Source organism: Mycobacterium sp. 852013-50091_SCH5140682 (assembly GCF_001665685.1).
Taxonomy (GTDB): domain Bacteria; phylum Actinomycetota; class Actinomycetes; order Mycobacteriales; family Mycobacteriaceae; genus Mycobacterium.
On the sequence record NZ_LZTB01000141.1, the window covers coordinates 15,786 to 34,869 of the forward strand.

General features: G+C 62.9%; 16 protein-coding genes and 1 pseudogene. 12 read left to right on the plus strand and 5 right to left on the minus strand.

Translation table 11 applies throughout. The features are described 5' to 3' along the window. Positions 1 to 2: 2 nt before the first annotated feature. Both A5784_RS36780 and A5784_RS36785 read right to left on the minus strand, forming a co-directional pair. A complete protein-coding gene (locus tag A5784_RS36780; protein WP_064949789.1) occupies positions 3 to 890 on the minus strand; it encodes an SDR family NAD(P)-dependent oxidoreductase in 888 nt (295 codons plus the stop codon). Continuing rightward, the gene (locus A5784_RS36785; RefSeq protein WP_064949790.1) at positions 887 to 2,812 is read right to left on the minus strand and encodes a flavin-containing monooxygenase; all 1,926 of its coding nucleotides are present in this window, start codon (positions 2,810 to 2,812) and stop codon (positions 887 to 889) included. Before A5784_RS36785 ends, A5784_RS36780 begins: the two co-directional genes overlap by 4 nt. Positions 2,813 to 2,929: 117 nt before the next feature. On the opposite strand from A5784_RS36785, the gene A5784_RS36790 reads away from it, so the two are divergent. From A5784_RS36790 to A5784_RS36835, 10 genes and pseudogenes are all read left to right on the plus strand, one after another. Then, positions 2,930 to 4,513 (plus strand): acyl-CoA synthetase, encoded by a 1,584-nt coding sequence (locus A5784_RS36790; RefSeq protein ID WP_064949791.1) that lies wholly within the window; start codon positions 2,930 to 2,932, stop codon positions 4,511 to 4,513. Between the two features lie 191 nt (positions 4,514 to 4,704). Beyond that, a pseudogene (locus A5784_RS36795) lies at positions 4,705 to 5,810 on the plus strand (zinc-binding dehydrogenase). Between the two features lie 16 nt (positions 5,811 to 5,826). Further along, the gene (locus A5784_RS36800) at positions 5,827 to 7,260 is read left to right on the plus strand and encodes an aldehyde dehydrogenase family protein (protein ID WP_064949792.1); all 1,434 of its coding nucleotides are present in this window, start codon (positions 5,827 to 5,829) and stop codon (positions 7,258 to 7,260) included. A 26-nt stretch (positions 7,261 to 7,286) separates the two neighbouring features. After that, a complete protein-coding gene (locus A5784_RS36805) occupies positions 7,287 to 8,060 on the plus strand; it encodes a crotonase/enoyl-CoA hydratase family protein (RefSeq protein ID WP_064949824.1) in 774 nt (257 codons plus the stop codon). Beyond that, a complete protein-coding gene (locus A5784_RS36810; protein ID WP_064949825.1) occupies positions 8,060 to 9,211 on the plus strand; it encodes an acyl-CoA dehydrogenase family protein in 1,152 nt (383 codons plus the stop codon). Before A5784_RS36805 ends, A5784_RS36810 begins: the two co-directional genes overlap by 1 nt. Beyond that, positions 9,208 to 10,266 carry an acyl-CoA dehydrogenase family protein gene (locus A5784_RS36815; protein ID WP_502687566.1) on the plus strand — a complete coding sequence of 353 codons (1,059 nt, stop codon included), beginning with the start codon at positions 9,208 to 9,210 and terminating at the stop codon, positions 10,264 to 10,266. The genes A5784_RS36810 and A5784_RS36815 overlap by 4 nt, the downstream gene beginning before the upstream one ends. Before the next feature lie 104 nt (positions 10,267 to 10,370). Then, positions 10,371 to 10,877 carry a nuclear transport factor 2 family protein gene (locus A5784_RS36820; RefSeq protein ID WP_064949793.1) on the plus strand — a complete coding sequence of 169 codons (507 nt, stop codon included), beginning with the start codon at positions 10,371 to 10,373 and terminating at the stop codon, positions 10,875 to 10,877. After that, positions 10,874 to 11,758 (plus strand): SDR family NAD(P)-dependent oxidoreductase, encoded by an 885-nt coding sequence (locus tag A5784_RS36825; protein WP_064949794.1) that lies wholly within the window; start codon positions 10,874 to 10,876, stop codon positions 11,756 to 11,758. The genes A5784_RS36820 and A5784_RS36825 overlap by 4 nt, the downstream gene beginning before the upstream one ends. 2 nt (positions 11,759 to 11,760) lie before the next feature. Beyond that, positions 11,761 to 12,723: an alpha/beta hydrolase gene (locus A5784_RS36830; RefSeq protein WP_064949826.1), complete on the plus strand. Its 963-nt coding sequence runs from the start codon at positions 11,761 to 11,763 to the stop codon at positions 12,721 to 12,723. Between the two features lie 121 nt (positions 12,724 to 12,844). Continuing rightward, positions 12,845 to 13,921, plus strand: coding sequence for a hypothetical protein (locus A5784_RS36835; RefSeq protein WP_064949795.1), 1,077 nt, complete (start codon positions 12,845 to 12,847; stop codon positions 13,919 to 13,921). A gap of 94 nt (positions 13,922 to 14,015) precedes the next feature. Here A5784_RS36835 and A5784_RS36840 read toward each other — a convergent pair whose 3' ends face one another. Continuing rightward, positions 14,016 to 14,927: a hypothetical protein gene (locus tag A5784_RS36840; protein ID WP_064949796.1), complete on the minus strand. Its 912-nt coding sequence runs from the start codon at positions 14,925 to 14,927 to the stop codon at positions 14,016 to 14,018. Between the two features lie 256 nt (positions 14,928 to 15,183). On the opposite strand from A5784_RS36840, the gene A5784_RS36845 reads away from it, so the two are divergent. Next, a complete protein-coding gene (locus A5784_RS36845; protein ID WP_232006397.1) occupies positions 15,184 to 15,777 on the plus strand; it encodes a TetR/AcrR family transcriptional regulator in 594 nt (197 codons plus the stop codon). 44 nt (positions 15,778 to 15,821) lie between these two features. Here A5784_RS36845 and A5784_RS40020 read toward each other — a convergent pair whose 3' ends face one another. Together A5784_RS40020 and A5784_RS36850 are read right to left on the minus strand one after the other, a co-directional pair. Continuing rightward, complete coding sequence (locus A5784_RS40020; protein ID WP_082945301.1) at positions 15,822 to 16,109, minus strand: hypothetical protein; 288 nt, start codon at positions 16,107 to 16,109, stop codon at positions 15,822 to 15,824. Beyond that, positions 16,106 to 17,263 carry a 3-ketosteroid-9-alpha-monooxygenase, oxygenase component gene (locus A5784_RS36850; protein ID WP_064949798.1) on the minus strand — a complete coding sequence of 386 codons (1,158 nt, stop codon included), beginning with the start codon at positions 17,261 to 17,263 and terminating at the stop codon, positions 16,106 to 16,108. Before A5784_RS36850 ends, A5784_RS40020 begins: the two co-directional genes overlap by 4 nt. A 138-nt stretch (positions 17,264 to 17,401) precedes the next feature. Here A5784_RS36850 and A5784_RS36855 point away from each other — a divergent pair, with 138 nt between their 5' ends. Further along, the gene (locus tag A5784_RS36855; RefSeq protein WP_064949799.1) at positions 17,402 to 19,078 is read left to right on the plus strand and encodes a 3-ketosteroid-delta-1-dehydrogenase; all 1,677 of its coding nucleotides are present in this window, start codon (positions 17,402 to 17,404) and stop codon (positions 19,076 to 19,078) included. The last annotated feature ends 6 nt before the right edge of the window (positions 19,079 to 19,084 follow it).

The following is a 19,084-nucleotide window of genomic DNA, read 5'->3' on the forward strand; positions in this document are numbered from 1 at the left end:
GCTCACACCCCCGCGGGCAGGATGTGCGGATGAGCTGTCACCGGCGGCTGCAGTGGTGGCAGAAGCTCTTTGCCGTCGAGAGAATGCACCGCGAGGTTCTGCGACCACGGGTAGTGCAGACTGAACGCGACCAGTCCAGTGCGTTCGACGGCCGGCAGATGGCACATCGCCAGAACTGTCTCGGCGAGGTACTCCACGGGCTCGGTCGGAAACGTGTCCGGTATCAGGCTGGCCGCTCCAGGAGTTCGCACTGCGCTGGTCGGGCCGACCGCGTTGACAGCGATATTGGCATCCAGCAACTCGGCGGCGATCCCCTGGGTGAATCGGTGCAGGGCCGCCTTCACCGATGCATAGACGACATCGCCGGAGGCCTTGTTGTATTCGCGGTATGGCCGCACCGGCGGGAGCCCGGTCACCGAGCCGATATTGACGATCCAGCCACCACCCTGCTGGCGCATGTGTGGGATGGCTGCCTGCGTCAACACAAATGGCGTACGCACGTAGTGCTCGACGGTTCGATCGAAGGTAGCCATCGACATGTCTTCGATGACCGAATAGTCGGCAAACCCGGCGTTGTTGACCAGAATGTCGATCCGGCCGGTGCACTCCACAACCTGATCGACCAAGCCCGCACGCTGTTGTGGGTTTTCGAGGTCTGCGGCAATGCCGAGCGCTGTACCCCCGGCGGATTCGATGAGTTCGATGGTCTCGTCGATCGTTCCCGGCAACGCAGTCGACTCTCCCGCCCTCGTCGACAGGGAAGGTTCGTACGACCTGGCCGTCACCGCCACCGTCGCCCCTTCGGCGGCCAGCCGCTGAGCGATTGCCCGTCCGATACCGCGGCTGCTGCCGGTTACCAAAGCGGTTTTGCCGCTGAGTAGTTGGCTCATCCGACGACGAGATCCCCTTCTATCGGACGGCGGTGACTCTGCCACACGTCGATCAGTCGGAACGGGAAGGCCGTGACAATGCGGCCGCCACCGGAACGGTAGTAGGTGTGTGCCGTCGGGGTGTGACACCACACGGTCTTGGCCATTGTCTCGTCGATCTCCCGTACGTAGTCTGTGAACGCCTCCGGCGTGACTTCGATGGTTTCGGCCCCGCGCAGCGCCATCAACTGTAGGCACTCCATGACGTAATGCACCATAACCTCGACACCGAAGTTGTGTCCGGCGCCGTGACCGGGACTGTAGTTGGGCGCCGATGACACGAACATGTTCGGAAATCCCGGTACCATCCCACCCCGATAGGCACTAGGGCTGTCCCCCCACACTTCTCTCAGCGTGAGCCCATTGCGACCCCGAATATCGATGGTGGACAGGAAGTCCAGGTGATAGCCGGTTGCGTAGACGATGACATCCAATTCGATCTGACGACCGTCTTGAGTGACGATGCCGCGCTCGTTGACCCGCGCGGGTTCAGCGGCCTCGACGTCGACATGCGATCGCGTCAACGCGGAGTAGTAGCCACCCGGATCGCGGATGATCCGCTTCCCGTATGGCGCGAAGTCAGGTGTGACCTTCGCGGCCAGCTCACTGCCCGCCCCGAACGTCCGGTCGATGTAGTCCAGGCACATCTGCAATAGCACATCGTTGGCCTTCGATATGGACAGCGGGTGCTCGGCGGCCCATTCAGGATCACGCAGGATGACAGGGTAGTTATTGTCGGCCGTGCCCCAGAACGACTTCAGGCGATTCCAGTTGGCGTAATACGGCACGTGGTTGTTGAGCCATCGCCGCGGCTCGGGAACCTCGTCGCTCAATCTCTTGCGTGGCGCGACCCAATGAGGCTGTCGCTGGAACACTGTCAGATGCTGCACCTGGTCCACAGAGGCGTCGACGATCTGAACCGCCGTGCATCCCGCACCGATGATCGCGACCTTCTTGCCGGTGAGGTCCAAATCTGGATCCCATTCGGCAGAGTGGATGCTCACCCCGGTGAAGGTTTCCATGCCCGCCAATTCCGGCCACCGAGGACGATTCAGGTAGCCGGTGGCCGGGATCACGACGTTCGCATAAGACACGTCGTGGCTGCCGCCCGGCGAGGCGGTGTGGACTTCCCATTGTCCGCGACGCTCGTCCCATCGCAGAGCTATCACTTCGGTACCGAACCTGGTGCGCTCGCGCAGCCCGTTCTTGTCGGCCACCGACACGAGATAGTTCTGATACTCGGCGCCCTGCGGGTAGTAATTCGACCAATCGCCGTTGATGTCACGCGAGAGTGAATAGTAAGCCGACGGAGTGTCCACTCCGATGCCCGGATAGACGGTGGTGTACCAGGTGCCGCCGACCTCGTCGTTCCGATCAATGATCTCATACTCGATTCCGGCGGCGGAAAGCTCAAGCGCGGCGGCCAATCCGGCAATTCCCGCGCCGATGACGACGACCTTGAAACCGGTGGGCAGCCTGGCGGCCCGGGGCAGGACGGGCTGGGACGGATGGAAGCCACCCTGTTCCAGCAACAGCCCCACATATTGCGTATCGACCTCGGTTCCCAGGGCCAGTGGGGCGATCCGACCGAACAGTTCCGGATCGTCGGCGCACACGGCGTCCACCGGCCGCGGGGTGCCCATGGCAACGACGATCTCGTCGACGAGCTCGTCGAGAGTCTCCGGAGCGGCGACACCGATGTGCTCGGGCGGGTCGGGGACGTGGGAGATCTGCGGGCCGAATCGATCGACCACGTCGGGGTCACCGGTCAGTTGCGCCAACACCGCTACCAGCACCCCGGCATCGGCCTGGCGCAAGTTCTCTCGCAGTTCGTCGGCATCCATCACTGCCTCGGCCGCCGTCGCGGTCGCATCGGTCGTCATCGAACCTCCCTTGTCTCTTTGAGTATGTGATCGGCGGCGAGCACCGGTGCGGCTCATGTCTACTGAGCGGGAGGTTGCTTGGTCGGCAGTCGTGGACGACGCCTAGTGTCACCGGACATGGACGGCCTCAATGACGTGCTCACCCCGGCGCGCAGTCACGCCCTCGGCGATATTCCACGCCGCTCGGCCCGCAGATATCCCAACAAGGTCGCGATCATCGACGGCGGCGTGACGCTGACTTTCGCCGAGTTCGAGCGCCTGGTGGATCGTGCCTCAGCAGCGCTGCAGGACAACGGTTTCGCCCCCGGCGACCGAGTCGCGGTGTTGGCTCACAACTGCTGGCAGTACGCGGTGCTGGCGTTCGCCACGGCTCGTGCCGCGGTGGTGCTGGTGCCCATCAATTTCATGCTCACGGCCGAGGAGATTTCGTACATCCTCGGCCACAGCAAGGTCACCGGTTTCATCGTCGAATCCGACCTGGCGGCAACGGCTGCCCGTGCCGTGCAGCTCGGCGGGGTTGTCGACACCACAGTGGCTCTCAACCTGCCCGCGCAGAGCACACCCGACGGCTGGACGGATTTCGACAACTGGCTCAAGACGAACTCGCCGGCGCCGAGGCACCACGTAACCGACGATCAGCTGATCCGGCTGATGTACACGAGCGGAACCGAGTCACACCCAAAGGGCGCGATGCACACCAGCCGCAGCCTGATGGGCAACTACGTCAGCTCCATCGTCGCCGGTTCCATGGAAAGCACCGACATCGAGATCCATTCGTTGCCCCTCTATCACTGTGCACAGCTCGACAATTTCCTCATCACCGACATCTATCTCGGCGCCACGAGTATCATTCTTCCGCGCCCCGAGCCCGAACTCGTCCTACGCGCGATCGAAAAGTACAGCGTCACCAATTATTTCGCTCCTCCGACGGTGTGGATCGGATTGCTGCGCTCGCCGGTGTTCGAGCAGGTCGACCTTTCCAGTCTGTGCAAGGGCTATTACGGAGCATCGGCAATGCCCGTCGAGATCCTCGCCGAGGTGCGCGAGCGCCTGCCGAACCTGCGCCTCTGGAATTTCTACGGCCAGACCGAGATGGCTCCGTTGGCATCAGCCCTCGGTCCAGACGAGCAGGATGCCCATGCGGGGTCGGCCGGCAGGCCGGCGATCAACGTCGAGACCGCAATCCTGGACGACGACAATGCGCCGGTGGGCGTCGGTGTTGTCGGGGAGATCGCGCACCGCAGCCCGCATCTGATGCTCGGCTATCTCGATGACGATGCCAAGACCGCCGACGCATTTCGCGGAGGCTGGTTTCACTCCGGCGACCTCGGCTACTACGACCGGCACGGCCTCCTGCATGTTGTCGACCGCAAGAAGGACATGATCAAGACCGGTGGCGAGAACGTCGCGAGCCGCGAGGTCGAAGAGGTCCTTTACCGGCACTCCGGGGTCGAGGAGGCGGCAGTCTTCGGGCTTCCCCATCCGGTATGGGTCGAGGCAGTGGTAGCCGCAATTGTTGTGCGGGAGGGTGTTGATCTCACCCAAGAAGACATCCTCACGCATTGCCGATCCCACCTGGCCGGGTTCAAGACTCCCAAGCACATATTCTTCGTCGACTCGCTGCCCAAGAACCCCAGCGGCAAGCTGCTGAAACGACTGCTGCGCGATCAATTCGATCTCGAGCAGGGTTCGGTGCGCTGAGCAGGTCGCGTGCACCGCGCATCAAGTAACGCCCACTGGGCGGGAAGCTCTACGCGCGTGCGATCGCACTCGACATAGCCTGCGCTCTAAGGAGTCACTGCGGGTGCAGCTGCGCTCGATGACTTCGGGACCGACGCTGGATCCAGCTGTCACCGAAGGGTCCACCAGCTACTGAAAGGACTGTGCCGACAGTGTTCAAGGGACGCATCGCAAGATTCGACGGGCCTGGTCAACCATTCCAGCTCGAAACGGTCAGCCTACCCGCGGTCGGGCCCGGCGAGATCCTCATCAGGGTCAGCCGAGCCAACATCTGCGGCTCCGACGTACATGCCTGGCACGGCACGTTCGCCACCCGCGGACTCGGCGGTCAACTTCCCACCGTGTTGGGCCACGAGATGGTGGGCGCCGTCGAAGCAATGGGCGACGGTGTGTCGACCGACTCGAACGGCAGTCCACTCTCACCGGGCACCAGGGTCGTGTTTCCCTATTTCTTCCCCTGCCACACCTGCCGCAACTGTCTGGCCGGCCGCCGCAACGCATGTCTGAAGCTCAAGATGGCCATGCTTGGGCGCGCGGACCAGCCCCCTTACTTCGTAGGCGGATACGCCGACTACTACCTGCTTCCGGCCAGGGCCGTCGTCTACACCGTGCCCGACAACGTTTCCGACGACATCGCCGCAGGCGCCAATTGCGCCTTGTCACAAGTGATGTACGGACTCGATCGGGTTGATCTACAACTCGGCGAATCCGTCGTCGTACAGGGGGCCGGAGCACTGGGCCTCTACGCGGTCGCGGTCGCGAAAGCCCGTGGCGCCGCGACGGTCATCGCTGTAGACGGGGTTCGCGAGCGTCTGGAGCTCGCCAAGGAGTTCGGGGCGGACGCGATCATCGATATCACCGAGGTTCCCGCAACAAGGACCGGACGAAGATTGTCCGGAAGCTCACGGAAGGTCAGGGCGCCGACGTAGTCGTCGAGGTGGTCGGGCACCCGTCGGCGATCGATGAGGGTCTCAAGATGCTCGGTCAGTTCGGACGGTACGTGGAAATCGGAAACATCAACATCGGCAAGACCTTTGAGTTCGACCCGTCGCGTTTCGTGTTCGCCAACAAGACCATGGTCGGGGTGTCGCTCTACGATCCGGCGGTACTGTCCCGGGCGCTGGCGTTCCTCGACACGTATCAAGACACGTTGCCCTTCGACCGGCTGGCCGCAGCGTGTTATTCCCTTGACGACATCAACGACGCGTTCGCAGCCGCCGAAGGCAAGCGCGATGTGCGCGCCAGCATCGTTCCCTGACGGAAAGCAGACCAATATGCCCAACTCCCATGTGCATAACTACGATCGCGACGAGTTGTTCGTCGATGGCCAATGGGTCAGGCCCGCGAGCACCGCGGCCATCGAGGTGATCGATCCTGCGACCGAGCACGTACTCGGCCGCGTCCCCGCAGGATCGGTCGAAGATGTAGACGCCGCCGTCGCCGCCGCGCGGCGCGCCTTCGACCCTTTGATCAGCATTGGCGAACGGCACGAACGTCTCACGCGCGTGATCGAGGCCATGGAGAAGCGGCTACCGGCCATCGCCGAAACCATCACCCGCGAGATGGGCGCACCCATCCGGATTGCACAGTCGGTCCAAACTCAGGTTCCACTTGCGGTCGCGCGCGGATTCGCCGAAGCACTGCGGACATTCGAGTTCGAAGAACGCATCGGCAACTCCATGGTGCTACGCGAGCCCTATGGTGTCGTCGGCGCCATCACACCGTGGAATTACCCGCTCTACCAAGTGGTCGCCAAAGTCCTTCCTGCCATCGCCGCAGGCTGCACCGCCGTACTGAAACCCAGCAATGAAGCGCCTTTGTCGGTGTTCGAATTCGTCGAGGCGCTCCAGGCCGCCGAACTGCCGCCCGGGGTGGTCAATCTCGTGTCCGGGCCCGGCCGGGTGATCGGTGAACGGCTGTCCGAGCATCCCGACGTCGACTTCGTATCGTTCACGGGTTCGACCGGCGTTGGCAGCCGGGTGGGCGAACTGGCCGGTAAGACGATCAAGAAGGTCGCGTTGGAACTGGGCGGCAAGTCCGCCAACGTAATACTCGACGGAGCCGACCTGGCAACGGCAGTCAAAGTCGGTGTCGGCAATGCCTTCCTCAACGGCGGCCAGACCTGTATGGCGTGGACGCGGATGCTGGTGCCACAGGCCCACTACGGCGAAGCACTCGACCTCGTCGAGGCCGCTGTATCGAAGTACCCGGTGGGTGATCCGTGGGATCCGAGCACCAGGATCGGCCCGTCGGCCTCACAGAGCCAGTACGAATCGGTACTTGGATTCATCGAACGTGCACGACGCGACGGTTCCCGGCTCCTACTGGGCGGGCCCGAGAAGATCCGCGACACCGGCTATTACGTCGCGCCAACGGTATTCGCCGACGTCGACCCGGAGTCGGAGTTGGGTCAGGAGGAGGTTTTCGGACCGGTGCTGGCAGTCATTCCGTTCACCGACACCGAGGATGCGCTTCGCATCGCGAACGGCACCCCCTACGGACTGTCCGGTGCGGTGTGGGCCGCCGACGACGCCGCCGCCATCGCATTCGCACGCGCGGTGCAGACCGGTCAGCTCGACATCAACGGCGGCAAGTACAACCCCGCCGCGCCGTTCGGCGGATACAAGAAGTCAGGCATCGGTCGTGAGCTGGGCCGAATCGGGTTCGAGGAATATCTGCAGGTGAAGTCGCTGCAGCTGCCCGCATGACGACGAGCAAACCAGGAGACGCACCGATGCAACCATTGAAGATAGACAAACGCGACACCATCGAGATCTGGACGATCAACCTGCCCGAGGTGGCCAACGCGATCACCGACGAGGACTTCATCGCAGCCTTTGAGGCGGCCGTCGACTTCGCAAACGCCGACACGGCAGTGCGGGCGATCATCTTGACCGGCGAAGGCAAGGTCTTCTCCGCGGGCGGCAATGTCAAGGAGATGGCCGACCGCCTCGGCATGTTCGGCCTCGACGCCATCTACCAGCGATACGCCTACGTCGACGGAATTCAACGACTACCACGGGCATTGACCAGGCTCGAGGTTCCGATCATCGCAGCAGTCAACGGTGCGGCGGTCGGCGCCGGATGCGATCTCGCCGCCATGTGTGACATCCGGATCGCCTCGGAGCGGGCATCTTTCGCCGAGAGTTTCGTGCAACTCGGACTGGTTCCCGGTGACGGCGGCACCTGGTTTCTGCAGCGGGCAATCGGCTACGCGCGTGCTGCCGAGATGACATTCACCGGCGACCGCATCGATGCAGAGACTGCACTTGAGTGGGGCCTGGTCAGCCGTGTCGTCGAGCACGACGAGCTACTCACCGCTGCCACAGATCTCGCCACACGCGTCATCAAGAATCCACCACACGCGCTGCGAATGGCCAAACGCCTGCTACGAGAATCACGTACGGGCGAGTTGGAGTCCACGCTGGGTATGGCCGCTGCCATGCAACCGCTCGCCCATCAAGATGCAGAGCACGTGCGCCGGATCGGGAAATGGCGAACCGCCTGATGGCGCCGCCCCGAATGGTCCCGCCTGCGGCTCTCGATCGATCAGCGACCGCCGCGCTGCGCGAACAGGTGCGTGGGTTCCTCGCCGAGCAACTTGCTGCCGGAACCTTCACTCCCTCAATCGATTCCTGGTTGTCCGGATGGGACGAGGATTTCACAGCCCGACTGGCACGGCGAGGCTGGATCGGCATGACGGTGCCCAAGGAGTACGGCGGGCACGGGCGCAGCTTCATCGAACGGTTCGCGGTCACCGAGGAACTGCTGGCCGCAGGCGCACCCGTGGCCGCCCATTGGATCGCCGATCGGCAGATCGTGCCGTCACTGCTGAAGTACGGCACCGAAGCGCAAAAGCGAGAGTTCCTGCCCGAAATAACGGCAGGACGATGCTTTTTCGGCATCGGTATGAGCGAGCCGGATTGTGGCTCCGATTTGGCGAGTGTCCGAACCCGGGCCACGAAGGTGGCCGGCGGCTGGCAGATCAGCGGCACCAAACTGTGGACCTCCGGCGCGCACCGCGCCCACGCCTTCATCGTGTTGGCCCGCACGGCTCCGCTGGATCCCACGCACCGGCACAGCGGTCTGAGCCAGTTCATCGTACGGCTCGACAGCCCGGGTGTTACCGTGCGACCGGTCATTTCGATGAATGGCGGCCACCATTTCAACGAGGTCGTCCTCGATGACACCCATGTGCCCGACGTCATGGTGTTTGGCAAGATCGGCGACGGCTGGCACCAGGTGACCTCCGAGCTGAGCTTCGAACGTAGCGGGCCTGAACGATTGCTGAGCACCTTCCCGCTGTTGGCTGCCTGTGCTGACGCAGAGGAAGCCCAAGCGATTTCGCGTGACACCAACCTCGGCCGCCTGGTCGCACGCGTGGCCGGACTTCATCAGATGTCGATGGCGATCGCCGGTGCGCTCGAACGTCATGAGTCCGCCGACGTGCCGGCGGCAGTGGTCAAGGTACTCGGGACCACCACCGAGGGCGACATCGCCGACTTTGCCGACCTGCATGTCGGAGACGACAACACCGTTGGCCCAGCGATCCGGCAGTTGGCGGCGTTCGCGGTCGATCAGAGGCCCGGATTCACCTTGCGCGGAGGAACCAACGAGGTACTGCGCGGCGTGATCGCCCGCGGATTGGGGATCCGATGACCACCACATCGAACGGCACCGATCACCACGCGGCGTTATCCGTCGACCCAGATCTCGCTGGGATGATGAACGCGGTCTTCGCCGATCAGCGGAAATCTGGGCCTGCCGCCGCCCCGATCACCCGCGACGCCGGTCTGTGGCAGCGACTCGACGAGCTCGGTCTCGCGCGACTGACGGGACGCGAGGAGTCCGGCGGCAGCGCAGCCGGCTGGCCGGAGGCCGCCGAGCTCATGGCCGCCGCCGTACGCCACCGAATCCGGATCCCGTTGGCCGAGCATGATTTGCTGGCCTGCTGGCTCCTGGACGTTGTGGGGCTGCCTGCGGACGGCGCCGCCCGCACCATATGCGTATTGGGCCACGACGGGACGGCACACCACGTGCCCTGGGCCTCGACGGCCGACCGGATCGTCGTGGTGTGGCCTACAGGTATTCACTATTACGCTGCCGATCTGGATGTTTCGGATCCTGCCGTGCAAATCACGCAGGGCACCAACATGATTGGTGAACCTCGCGACAGCATCAGCGCTGATCTGACCGCGCTGGCCGGCACACCGGTCGCCGCCGGCCAACTGACACAACTCAAGTTGAAATCGGCACTGGTACGTTCGATCCAAGTGTGCGCAGCACTCGATCGAATCCTCGAACTGACCATCGAACACACCTCCTCCAGAGCCCAGTTCGGCCGCTCACTGTCGAAGTTCCAGGCGGTTCAAAACATGGTTGCCGACATCGCTGCAGAAGCGGCCTTGGCCCGTGCAGCCACCGAGGCCGCCCTCACCGCGGCCGTGCAGAGCGCTTGGTCGGCGCCAAACCTCAAGTTTCTCGTGGCAGTTGCCCGATCGTGCACCGGCCATGCCACCTCGGTGGTGGTACGCAACGCGCATCAAGCGTGCGGTGCGATCGGGACCACGATGGAACATCGGTTGCACGAATACACCCGCCCCGCGCTCACCTGGCGGTCGGAATTCGGATCCGTTCAGTCCTGGGACGCCGTGGTGACCGACGCCGCACGATGCGTCGGTTCACGCGGCCTCTGGAGCTTGATCGCCGATTGAAAAACAGTCCACTGACTGGGCATTGCGGTACAACAGGCCACGCTGCAGCGATTGACTCCACAAGCGAAGGATCATCACAACGAAATACCAACGGGAGACACATCGTGAGCGCTGACGCCATCTCACTGGCCGAATTGCAGGACTTTGTCGGTAATTTCTGGTTTCACTACGACGAGGCGCACTACGGTGAGATGGCTGCCGCGTTCGCCGAGGACGCTGCGTACCTGAGTCGCAGCGATTCGGGTTCGTGCCCGTTCGAAGAGGCGCTGGCGGCCGACTTGTCCGGTGCGGCCGCGATCATCCCTTGGTTGACGGAGCACCGCCGGGCCAGCCCCTACCCGCTTCGTCATCACGCGACGAACCTTCACATCACCGGCACCGAGGATGGTGTGACGTACGCGCGCTTCTACATCTTCGTCAATCAGGTCACCAATTTCGTTCCGTTCGCAGTGTCCAGCGGAGTCACTCACGTCGGCGTGCGTCGCGACATCAGCGCACCGAAAGGCCTGCAATTCACCAAGATGGAGGTCATTCTCGACGTCACCAATTCCGAGCCGCTGGCCGGCGCAGGCCTGCCCGGTGCTCCCGACGGCGCCGCGGCGAGCGCATGACGGTGACCTCCGCCCGCGAGTTGTTCGAAGGTGGCGTTGCCGTGATCACGGGCGCCGGAGCGGGAATCGGTGCCGGTTTGGCCCGATATGCCCACCGGCTTGGCATGACTACGGTCCTGGCCGACATCGACAAGGCCGCAGTCGAGTCACTGCGCGACGAACTCGACGACACTGGTGCCACCGCGGTCGCCGAACACTGTGATGTTCGCGATCCAGACGCGGTGGCGGCGCTGGCGGAACACGTCTATCACGGTCGCGGCCCGGTCCGGCTTCTGGTGAACAATGCCGGAGTAGAGCAGTTCGGCTACCTGTGGGACACCCCGATCCCGAACTGGAATCGGGTGATGGACGTCAACGTCAGCGGTGTGTTCCACGGTGTACGCGCCTTCCTGCCCAAGATGATGGCGCATGACTCCCCCACGTGGATTTGGAATCTCTCGTCGATCGGCGGGGTGGCGGCTGTGCCGTTGCAAGCGCCCTACATCATCAGCAAGCACGCCGTCCTGGCCCTCACCGAATGCCTGCGAATGGAAGTGGAGTTGTCTGGCCACGCTCACCGTATTCACGTCCACGCGGTGCTGCCGGGGGCCGTGAAATCCAACATTTTCGAGGCTGCAGGTGGCGTGGATGCCGGTGAGGCCAATGCCGATGTCGGTGCCGCCGAATCACAACGGGCAGCAATGCTGGACATCAAAGCCGAGGCCATGGACCCGCTCGCGGCAGCCCAAGTGATCTTCGACCAATCCGCGCAAGGCCAGTTCTACCTGCTGACCCAACCCGAATACGTAGGCTCGGCAATGGCAGAACGTGCCCAGGTGCTCACCACGCAGGTGCCCCCGCAACTGCGCACTCAGCGCCGGTTCGACCCGGCCCGGCAGTGATCATGCGGTCCGCACAGCAGGGCCCCGCGCTGGATCCCGATGCCGCAGCACGATACGCAGCGTTCGGACCCGTCAAACCGATCCGGCAACGCGGCCTCGACGCGGTCCGGGAAGCGCTCGAAACAGCACCGCTACCAACGGATATGCCACAGATGGCGGAGATCAGCGACATGACGGTTCCGGCATCCGCACGGCAGATACCCGTGCGCATATACCGGCCGGCGCGGACGTTCGATGACCCGGCACCGGTGGTGTTGCACTTCCACGGCGGCGGCCTGGTGATGGGCTCCAATCATTCGTTCGAACCACTGTCTCGCGGGCTCGCAGCAGCCAGCGGAGCGGTCGTGGTGGCGGTGGATTACCGGCTTGCCCCGGAGAATCCGCCGCCAGCGCAATTCGACGACGCCTTCACCGCCACCGAATGGGTGGCATCGAACGCCGAATCGCTAGGTGTCGACGCTGCGCGACTCGTGGTTGCCGGAGACAGCGCCGGCGGCGGACTTGCCGCGGCCGTGGCCCTGGCGGCGCGAGACCATCACGGTCCGGCGATCTTCGCCCAGGTTCTCCTCTACCCGGGCCTTGATCGGGACATGGGAGCCCCCTCGATCACCCGGATGACCGAAGCGCCCATGCTGTTGCACGAAGACATCGTCTACATGCACGACCTGGCCGACCTCGGCGCCAACGCGCCCCACAGTCCGTACCGGGTACCGGCATACGCGACCGACTTACGAGGTCTTCCTCAAGCGATAGTGGTGACCGGGGAATGCGATCCGATCCGGGATTGGGGCGAACGCTACGCCGTGCGACTGCGCGATACCGGCGTCCAGACCACACTCACCCGCTATCCCGGCATCTATCACGGGTTCCTCATGCGGTACGAGGCGACCGCACGGGGTCGGCTGGCGTTGGCCGAAACTGGCGCGCTGCTGCGCGCGAAATTCGCCAATCCCCTTCCGTTCTGAGGACAGACCTACCGTCCCAATAGCCGGACAACCCGGGCCCGCACGACGGTGATTCGGCACACAATCGAACACACCAACGGCGTTTGTCAACGCCGCAACTGATAGGTAAGGAGTCCCTGTAATGCTCACCGAAGAGCGGCGCCTGGAGTTGTCAGACATCCTCCGCCCCGCCGCGCCGCCCCGCGAAATCGACAACGTCTACACCGACGATCAGCGGGATCGCCTGCTCGAAGTGGTTCGTAGGGACGCACCGTGGAGGCTCATCATCGCTCAGCACTTCGCCTCGCCCGAAGAGCTCATCGCGACCATGAGCGGCAGATTCCCCGAAGGTTTCACTCCCACTCTCGACCTGTTCCTGACCCCGACCTTCCGCGGCTTCCTGGCGAACTACGGCACCCTGCTCTATCCGGAACTGCACGATTGCTTCTACAACGCCGGATTCATCGAACAGGCCAAGTCGTACTGGCATGCCGAATATGCCAAGCCGCAGATGATGCTGTTCAACATCAACGGACCATGCGCGAATCGCGATCCCGGACACCTCGATTCGCCCAGTTTCCGCGGTATCCGCTACGAGAACGCGCCCACTTGGCTGGTAAGCGTCATGGGCAAGTCCGGTTTGTTCCAGGACTACCTGATCAAGATGGCCCAGGTGATCACCTGGTTCTCCCTTGACGAGGGCAGTGGGTTCACCTATTGGCCCGAGGGGCCGCTGAAGGCGCCCAAGCGCGTGCTGCCGCCGGTGTACAACCGCGGAGTAGTGGTGCAGAACGAGATGCTGGTGCATCGCGGTGAGGCCAACGGACCACTGGAACAACAGGTTCCGCCCGGACTAGGTTTCGACACGGTGTTCGCCGGTGATCCGTCGGACTACGACTACTGGGTGCTCAAGAACGGTGAAGATGTGATCGCCCGGCATCACACCGACGAGCTGCGCTTCCTGGTCCACTGGTCGGCGGAGGTCTTCGAGGACTACGACGAACTGAAGAAGAACATGGACCACTCGGACGACCTGACCATCGACAAGGCCATCGACATGATGGTCGACGACCTCGGCAAGAAGGGCATCAAGCTCGACATCCCCAGTGCACCACTGCATGACGCGGCCTTCATCGGTGCCCTGAACGCAGGCTATGACCTCGGTGGCCCGTCGATCTACCCTGACGAAGCACCGTTGAGCTCCTTCCAATTGGCCTGAGCTCTCCACCCGATGTGTGCTCCGGCGCCCCAATTTTGGGGTCGCCGGAGCACACAACGACTTCGGACAGGGTGAGCACGTCGGCGACTGCAGCTCAGGAAGTCGACGAGACCGGCATGATCGGGATCTTTTTCATGGCGCTTTCGCGGGGGTCTGGCGCTGCGGCTGCCGCGGCGTGATTTTCTTCTCCTCGGGTGTAGGTCCATACGCAGAAGGGCTCGCCTTGCGCGAACTTGAAATCCTTGGGCGGCAAGTTTATGGCCAGCTTGCATCCTGGGAAGAATGGCGCTGAAATACGTTGCTCAAACGTGCAATTCATCCATGCCCGCGCCGGCGGATACAGGCCCTCGTCAAGGTAGCGTTGTAGAACTTCGCAACGGCGCATGTTCAGCACAACGTGATCGGGGTTGTGAACGATGTACTCGCCGCCATAGCCCAAGGTGCCGTCGATACTCAGGCATGCCAGCTTCAGATAGTCCACCACGTGCACCGGTTCGATCTTGAGCACCTTGGCCAGCTTCGGGTACTGGTAATCGATGATCATCTGGTACATGTCCGGCAACGCCAGCCACACTTCCTCCTCGGGAATGACTTTCACCCATTGGTCGATGAAGTAGTTGTGGCCCTTGAGGTACTGATCCCAGTAGGTCGTTATGAGGCGGCGCAGAGCAGGTTTGGTCAGGTCGCCGGTTTGCACATCGAACGGGATGGCCTGGTATTGCGGGTTTTTCCAGTCCCACTCCGGCGGTGCGAGAAAGCGACTCATCGGCATCACCTGGCGCATTCCACCGCGCGACACCTCCGCGGCAATGTCGATCGCCGTAGCCAGCCCACACTTGGGGGCGTAAGTCTGGACGTGGGCGTAGGGCATGAACACCATGACGTCTTCGAATACTCGGGCGAGTCGAGCGAGGAATTCCTGCGAGAAGTCCTCGATGTTACCCACCTTTCCCATGAAGTCGTGCTGGTAGTCGTCATAGTTGAGCTCGGTGTCGTCGCTGACCATCTGTTCCGTCCTCGGTTTGGGGCTGCCGTCAAGACTTTGGGTTCAAAGTCAACCGCGAAAGTGGCAGATTATGCCGATCCGGCAGAATCTGCCACTGTGTTGATGTTAGGCGGCGGTACCGCCGGAACGCAATACACAACGGAGAAATAGCTTCCCGCGACTCGCGATCACCGCTGGACGGACGGCCGCCGGCGTCTGCCGCATCGCTAATATGACTCGAAGACCATTCCCCCACCGGCCACGCAAGGAGCTTCAGGTGACCAGGCCGACGCTGGTTGAGCGACGATCCGAAGAGCTACGCCTGACGGTCGCCCGAGCGGCGCGCGATATCTTCCTCGCCGACGGAGACACGTCGGCGACCATCGAGCGGATTTGCGACACAGCAGGGATCGCTGTGCGGACATTCCACCGACACTTCGCGGTCAAGGAAGACGTCGTCATGCCTCTGTTCCGGCTATACGGCAACCTCAGCGTCCAGGTTCTACGGGACGCGGCGCCGGACAGCGACACCTGCGAGACGCTCGTCAGAGCCTTCAGCGCCGAGGTTTCCAAACGCGGTGAACTCGACATCGATCGCAGGTTCATGGCACTGATGATCAATAATCCGCAATACCGCCTGCGATGGCTGGATTGGGGGCAGGACATGGTCGACCCCGTCACTGAATTCCTCGCCACCCGTGTCCATCTGGACGAGGATCCGTTTGCCCGTGCGGTGCCCGCGCATCTGGTGATCCAGATCAGCCGCCAGGCCTACATCCATTGGGCCGAAGGCGGCGACTTCGATCATCTGGAGTCGGCCTTGAGGGCTGGAATACACATAGTCATGCGCGCCTTGTCAAGGCTGCCGTAGCGAAATTCGTTCGTCGAACCGGGAATGGTTACTTCGGCAGAGAATCAGAGTTCATCGAGGACAGGCAGCGAACCATTGCGTACCGCGGCCTCGATGGACATCCTCAGCTGCTGACACACCAGAAGGCCAGCGCCCCCCGTGTCCCCACATCCCCGAAGCCGGCGCGGCGAATAGCTGCTCGGTACTGTGCATTTCGATCGAGACGCGGCATTCCACTGCACGCTGGTCTGCTCCCAGCTGCTCTTTCGCACCAAAACGTGCGCCCCGCATGACAAACACGTGATCGGCGTCATGGGCGCGTCACGCAGCCGGTTGTCGGGGCGGACACTCATTGCGTCAAGCCCACCAATCTGGGAAGTCGATTGGCCGCAAGATTCTGTTCGACCTCCTTCATCCACGCCTCGCGCGGACGAGACGTGTCGATCTCGAATTCGAAGCGGTCCACCATATCTGGGGCTACATCTGCGGCATCGACGTAGAACTGCTCGTACCACCGACGCAGCTGATACACCGGACCATCCTCTTCGCACAGCAGCGGGTTGTCGATTCGCGCCTTTCGCCGCCAGATGGCCACGTCCTGCTCGAAGCCTATCTTGACGAAGTCCCCCAGGGCGATCGCCATCCGCATGGCTGCCTCTTCCGGCAGCGCCTCTGACTTCTCAACGGTGATTCCATATTGCAGCACAAAGGAATCCGCGTCGATGGGATAGTGGCAATTGAGCAGCACCGTGCGCTGATCACCATGCTCGTAGTGATAGGTCAGATCATCGATCATGAACGACGGACCGTAATAAGATGCCACCGAGGTAGTGCCGAGAATCTTGGCGCCCTCGCCCGAACCAAGATCTGGACGCGCCTCGCTCCTGTAGTACTGCGTGGCCACATAGCCTTCGAAGATGTTCTTGAACTCAGTCGGCAGCCCGCCGTGGATGTAGAAGAAGTGCGCCATATCGACGATGTTGTCGATGATCTCTCGACAATTGGTGTTGACCGTCGTGGTGTACCAATGCCAGTCAGTCCAGTTGTCACCGCCGACCCCTTCGATACGCGGAATGGTGACGTCGGCGGGTGGCGCCTTCTTCTCAGGATCGTTCCAGACGAACAACATTCCGTCCTGCTCCATCGTGGGCCATTTTGCAGTACGGGCCAGCTTGGGCACCCTACGGCTGTAGGGGATCTGCTTGCAGCGGCCGTCGCCGCCCCAGCGCCAGTCGTGGAAGGGGCAGGCGATCTCGTTGCCTTTGACCTCACCGTCGGACAGGTCGCCGCCCATGTGCCTGCAGTAGGCGTCAAGTGCGTTGATGTTGCCGTCTTCTCCGCGGAAGATCACCAGCTTGCCACCGAATGCGTTGATTGCGTGTGGTTTTCCGTCACCGAGATCGCGGGTCAAACCCAGGCAATGCCAGCCGCGCGCAAACCGCCCCGGGGCGGCATCGGCCTCGATCTGCCGAATGTCGCCTGCGCCGTCGGACTGCAACGAAGTCATGCCGCCATCCTCTTCATCTGATCGCTTACCAAGGGACTAATCCTGTTGTAGCACTGGCACCGTGGGCGAACGGACGCTGTGTTCCACTGACTGGGCAGGCCAGACACAAAGACTCGACGCTCGTCTGAGAATCGGGCAGTGAATGATCCCCAGAACATGACTGTCGATCTGCTGGTTGTCGGCTCGGGAACCGGCATGGCCGCAGCACTGGCGGCCCACGAATTGGGTCTTTCAACACTCATAGTGGAGAAGACGGAGTACGTCGGAGGGTCGACCGCTCGCTCGGGTGGAGCGTTCTGGATGCCGGCGAACTCAGTCCTGACGGAGGCTGGTTCGGGAGACACGGTGGCAGCCGGACGCACCTACCTTGAATCCGTCGTGGGCGATGCTGCACCGATCAGCCGAGCGCACTCATTTCTCGATCACGGCGCCGCGACGATAGACATGCTGCGCCGCACCACACCCATGAAATTTCAGTGGGCGAAAGGCTATTCGGATTACCACCCGGAGCTGCCAGGCGGCAGCGCGGTCGGTCGCACGTGCGAATGCCGACCGTTCAACACTGCGATACTGGGCCGGGAACTGGCGCGGCTGCGCCCCGGCGTGATGAAGTCGTCTTTCCCAATGCCGGTGACGGGTGCGGACTACCGCTGGCTGAACCTCATGGCGCGGGCACCCGGCAAGGCAATACCGCGCATCATGCTGCGCGCAGTGCAAGGGATCGGCGGCCTGGCCCTGCGCAGACGCTATGCCGCCGGCGGACAGGCCCTCGCCGCGGGCATGTTTGCCGGCGTCATTCGCGCTGGGATCCCGGTATGGACCAACACTCCGCTCGTCCGGCTGCTCACCGACGGCGTCCGCGTCAACGGCGCGGTGATCAGCCGTAATGGCTCAGACGTCACGATCACAGCACGCCGGGGCGTCGTCCTGGCCGCCGGGGGATTCGACCATTCGATGGACTGGCGCCACAAGTTTCAATCCGAATCGCTCGGTGAACACCTGAGTCTGGGGGCCGAGGGCAACACCGGTGATGCGATCCGCACCGCCCAGGAGTTGGGCGCCGGGACCGCTCTGATGGATCAGGCATGGTGGTTTCCGGCGTTCGCTCCCCTGCCCGGAGCCGCGCCGACCGTCATGCTTGCAGAGCGGTCGCTTCCGGGGTGTCTGTTAGTCGATCAGGCCGGCACCCGGTTCATCAACGAGGCAATCGACTACATGTCGTTCGGGCAACAAGTGCTGCAGCGCGAGCGCGCAGGGACGCCGGTCGAGACCATGTGGATGGTTTTCGATCAGCAGTACCGGAACAGTTATCTGCTTGCCGCAGAGCTTTTTCCGCGCATGCCGATTCCGCGGCAATGGTACGACGCCGGCATCGCGCACCGCAGCGACGATCTCGCCGGACTGGCCAGGTCGATGGGTGTCGACCCGGCATCGCTGACCTTCACGATGAAGCGATTCAACCAGTTGGCGCGCGCCGGCGAGGACACCGACTTCAGCCGGGGAGCCAGTGCCTACGACCGCTACTACGGCGATCCGACCGTGACGCCGAATCCGAATCTGCGCGCCCTCGATCACGGCCCTTTCTACGCAGTCAAAGTCGTCCTCAGTGACCTGGGGACATGCGGTGGTGTGCAGGCAGATGACCTCGGTCGGGTTCTGCGCGAGGACGGCTCGGTCGTCGAGGGCCTGTACGCAGTCGGTAACACGGCAGCCAATGCGTTTGGTGCCAGCTACCCCGGTGCGGGCGCGACCATCGGGCAAGGATTGGTGTTCGGCTATATCGCCGCGCGTCACGCCGCCGGCCGCACGACCTGATCGGAG

What these genes read in the sequence shown, in the direction of transcription:
- A5784_RS36780 (WP_064949789.1), bottom strand. Translation starts at nt 890, where the DNA reads ATGAGCCAACTACTCAGCGGCAAAACCGCTTTGGTAACCGGCAGCAGC.
- A5784_RS36785 (WP_064949790.1), bottom strand. Translation starts at nt 2,812, where the DNA reads ATGACGACCGATGCGACCGCGACGGCGGCCGAGGCAGTGATGGATGCC.
- A5784_RS36790 (WP_064949791.1), top strand. Translation starts at nt 2,930, where the DNA reads ATGGACGGCCTCAATGACGTGCTCACCCCGGCGCGCAGTCACGCCCTC.
- A5784_RS36800 (WP_064949792.1), top strand. Translation starts at nt 5,827, where the DNA reads ATGCCCAACTCCCATGTGCATAACTACGATCGCGACGAGTTGTTCGTC.
- A5784_RS36805 (WP_064949824.1), top strand. Translation starts at nt 7,287, where the DNA reads ATGCAACCATTGAAGATAGACAAACGCGACACCATCGAGATCTGGACG.
- A5784_RS36810 (WP_064949825.1), top strand. Translation starts at nt 8,060, where the DNA reads ATGGCGCCGCCCCGAATGGTCCCGCCTGCGGCTCTCGATCGATCAGCG.
- A5784_RS36815 (WP_502687566.1), top strand. Translation starts at nt 9,208, where the DNA reads ATGACCACCACATCGAACGGCACCGATCACCACGCGGCGTTATCCGTC.
- A5784_RS36825 (WP_064949794.1), top strand. Translation starts at nt 10,874, where the DNA reads ATGACGGTGACCTCCGCCCGCGAGTTGTTCGAAGGTGGCGTTGCCGTG.
- A5784_RS36830 (WP_064949826.1), top strand. Translation starts at nt 11,761, where the DNA reads ATGCGGTCCGCACAGCAGGGCCCCGCGCTGGATCCCGATGCCGCAGCA.
- A5784_RS36835 (WP_064949795.1), top strand. Translation starts at nt 12,845, where the DNA reads ATGCTCACCGAAGAGCGGCGCCTGGAGTTGTCAGACATCCTCCGCCCC.
- A5784_RS36840 (WP_064949796.1), bottom strand. Translation starts at nt 14,927, where the DNA reads ATGGTCAGCGACGACACCGAGCTCAACTATGACGACTACCAGCACGAC.
- A5784_RS40020 (WP_082945301.1), bottom strand. Translation starts at nt 16,109, where the DNA reads ATGAGTGTCCGCCCCGACAACCGGCTGCGTGACGCGCCCATGACGCCG.
- A5784_RS36850 (WP_064949798.1), bottom strand. Translation starts at nt 17,263, where the DNA reads ATGACTTCGTTGCAGTCCGACGGCGCAGGCGACATTCGGCAGATCGAG.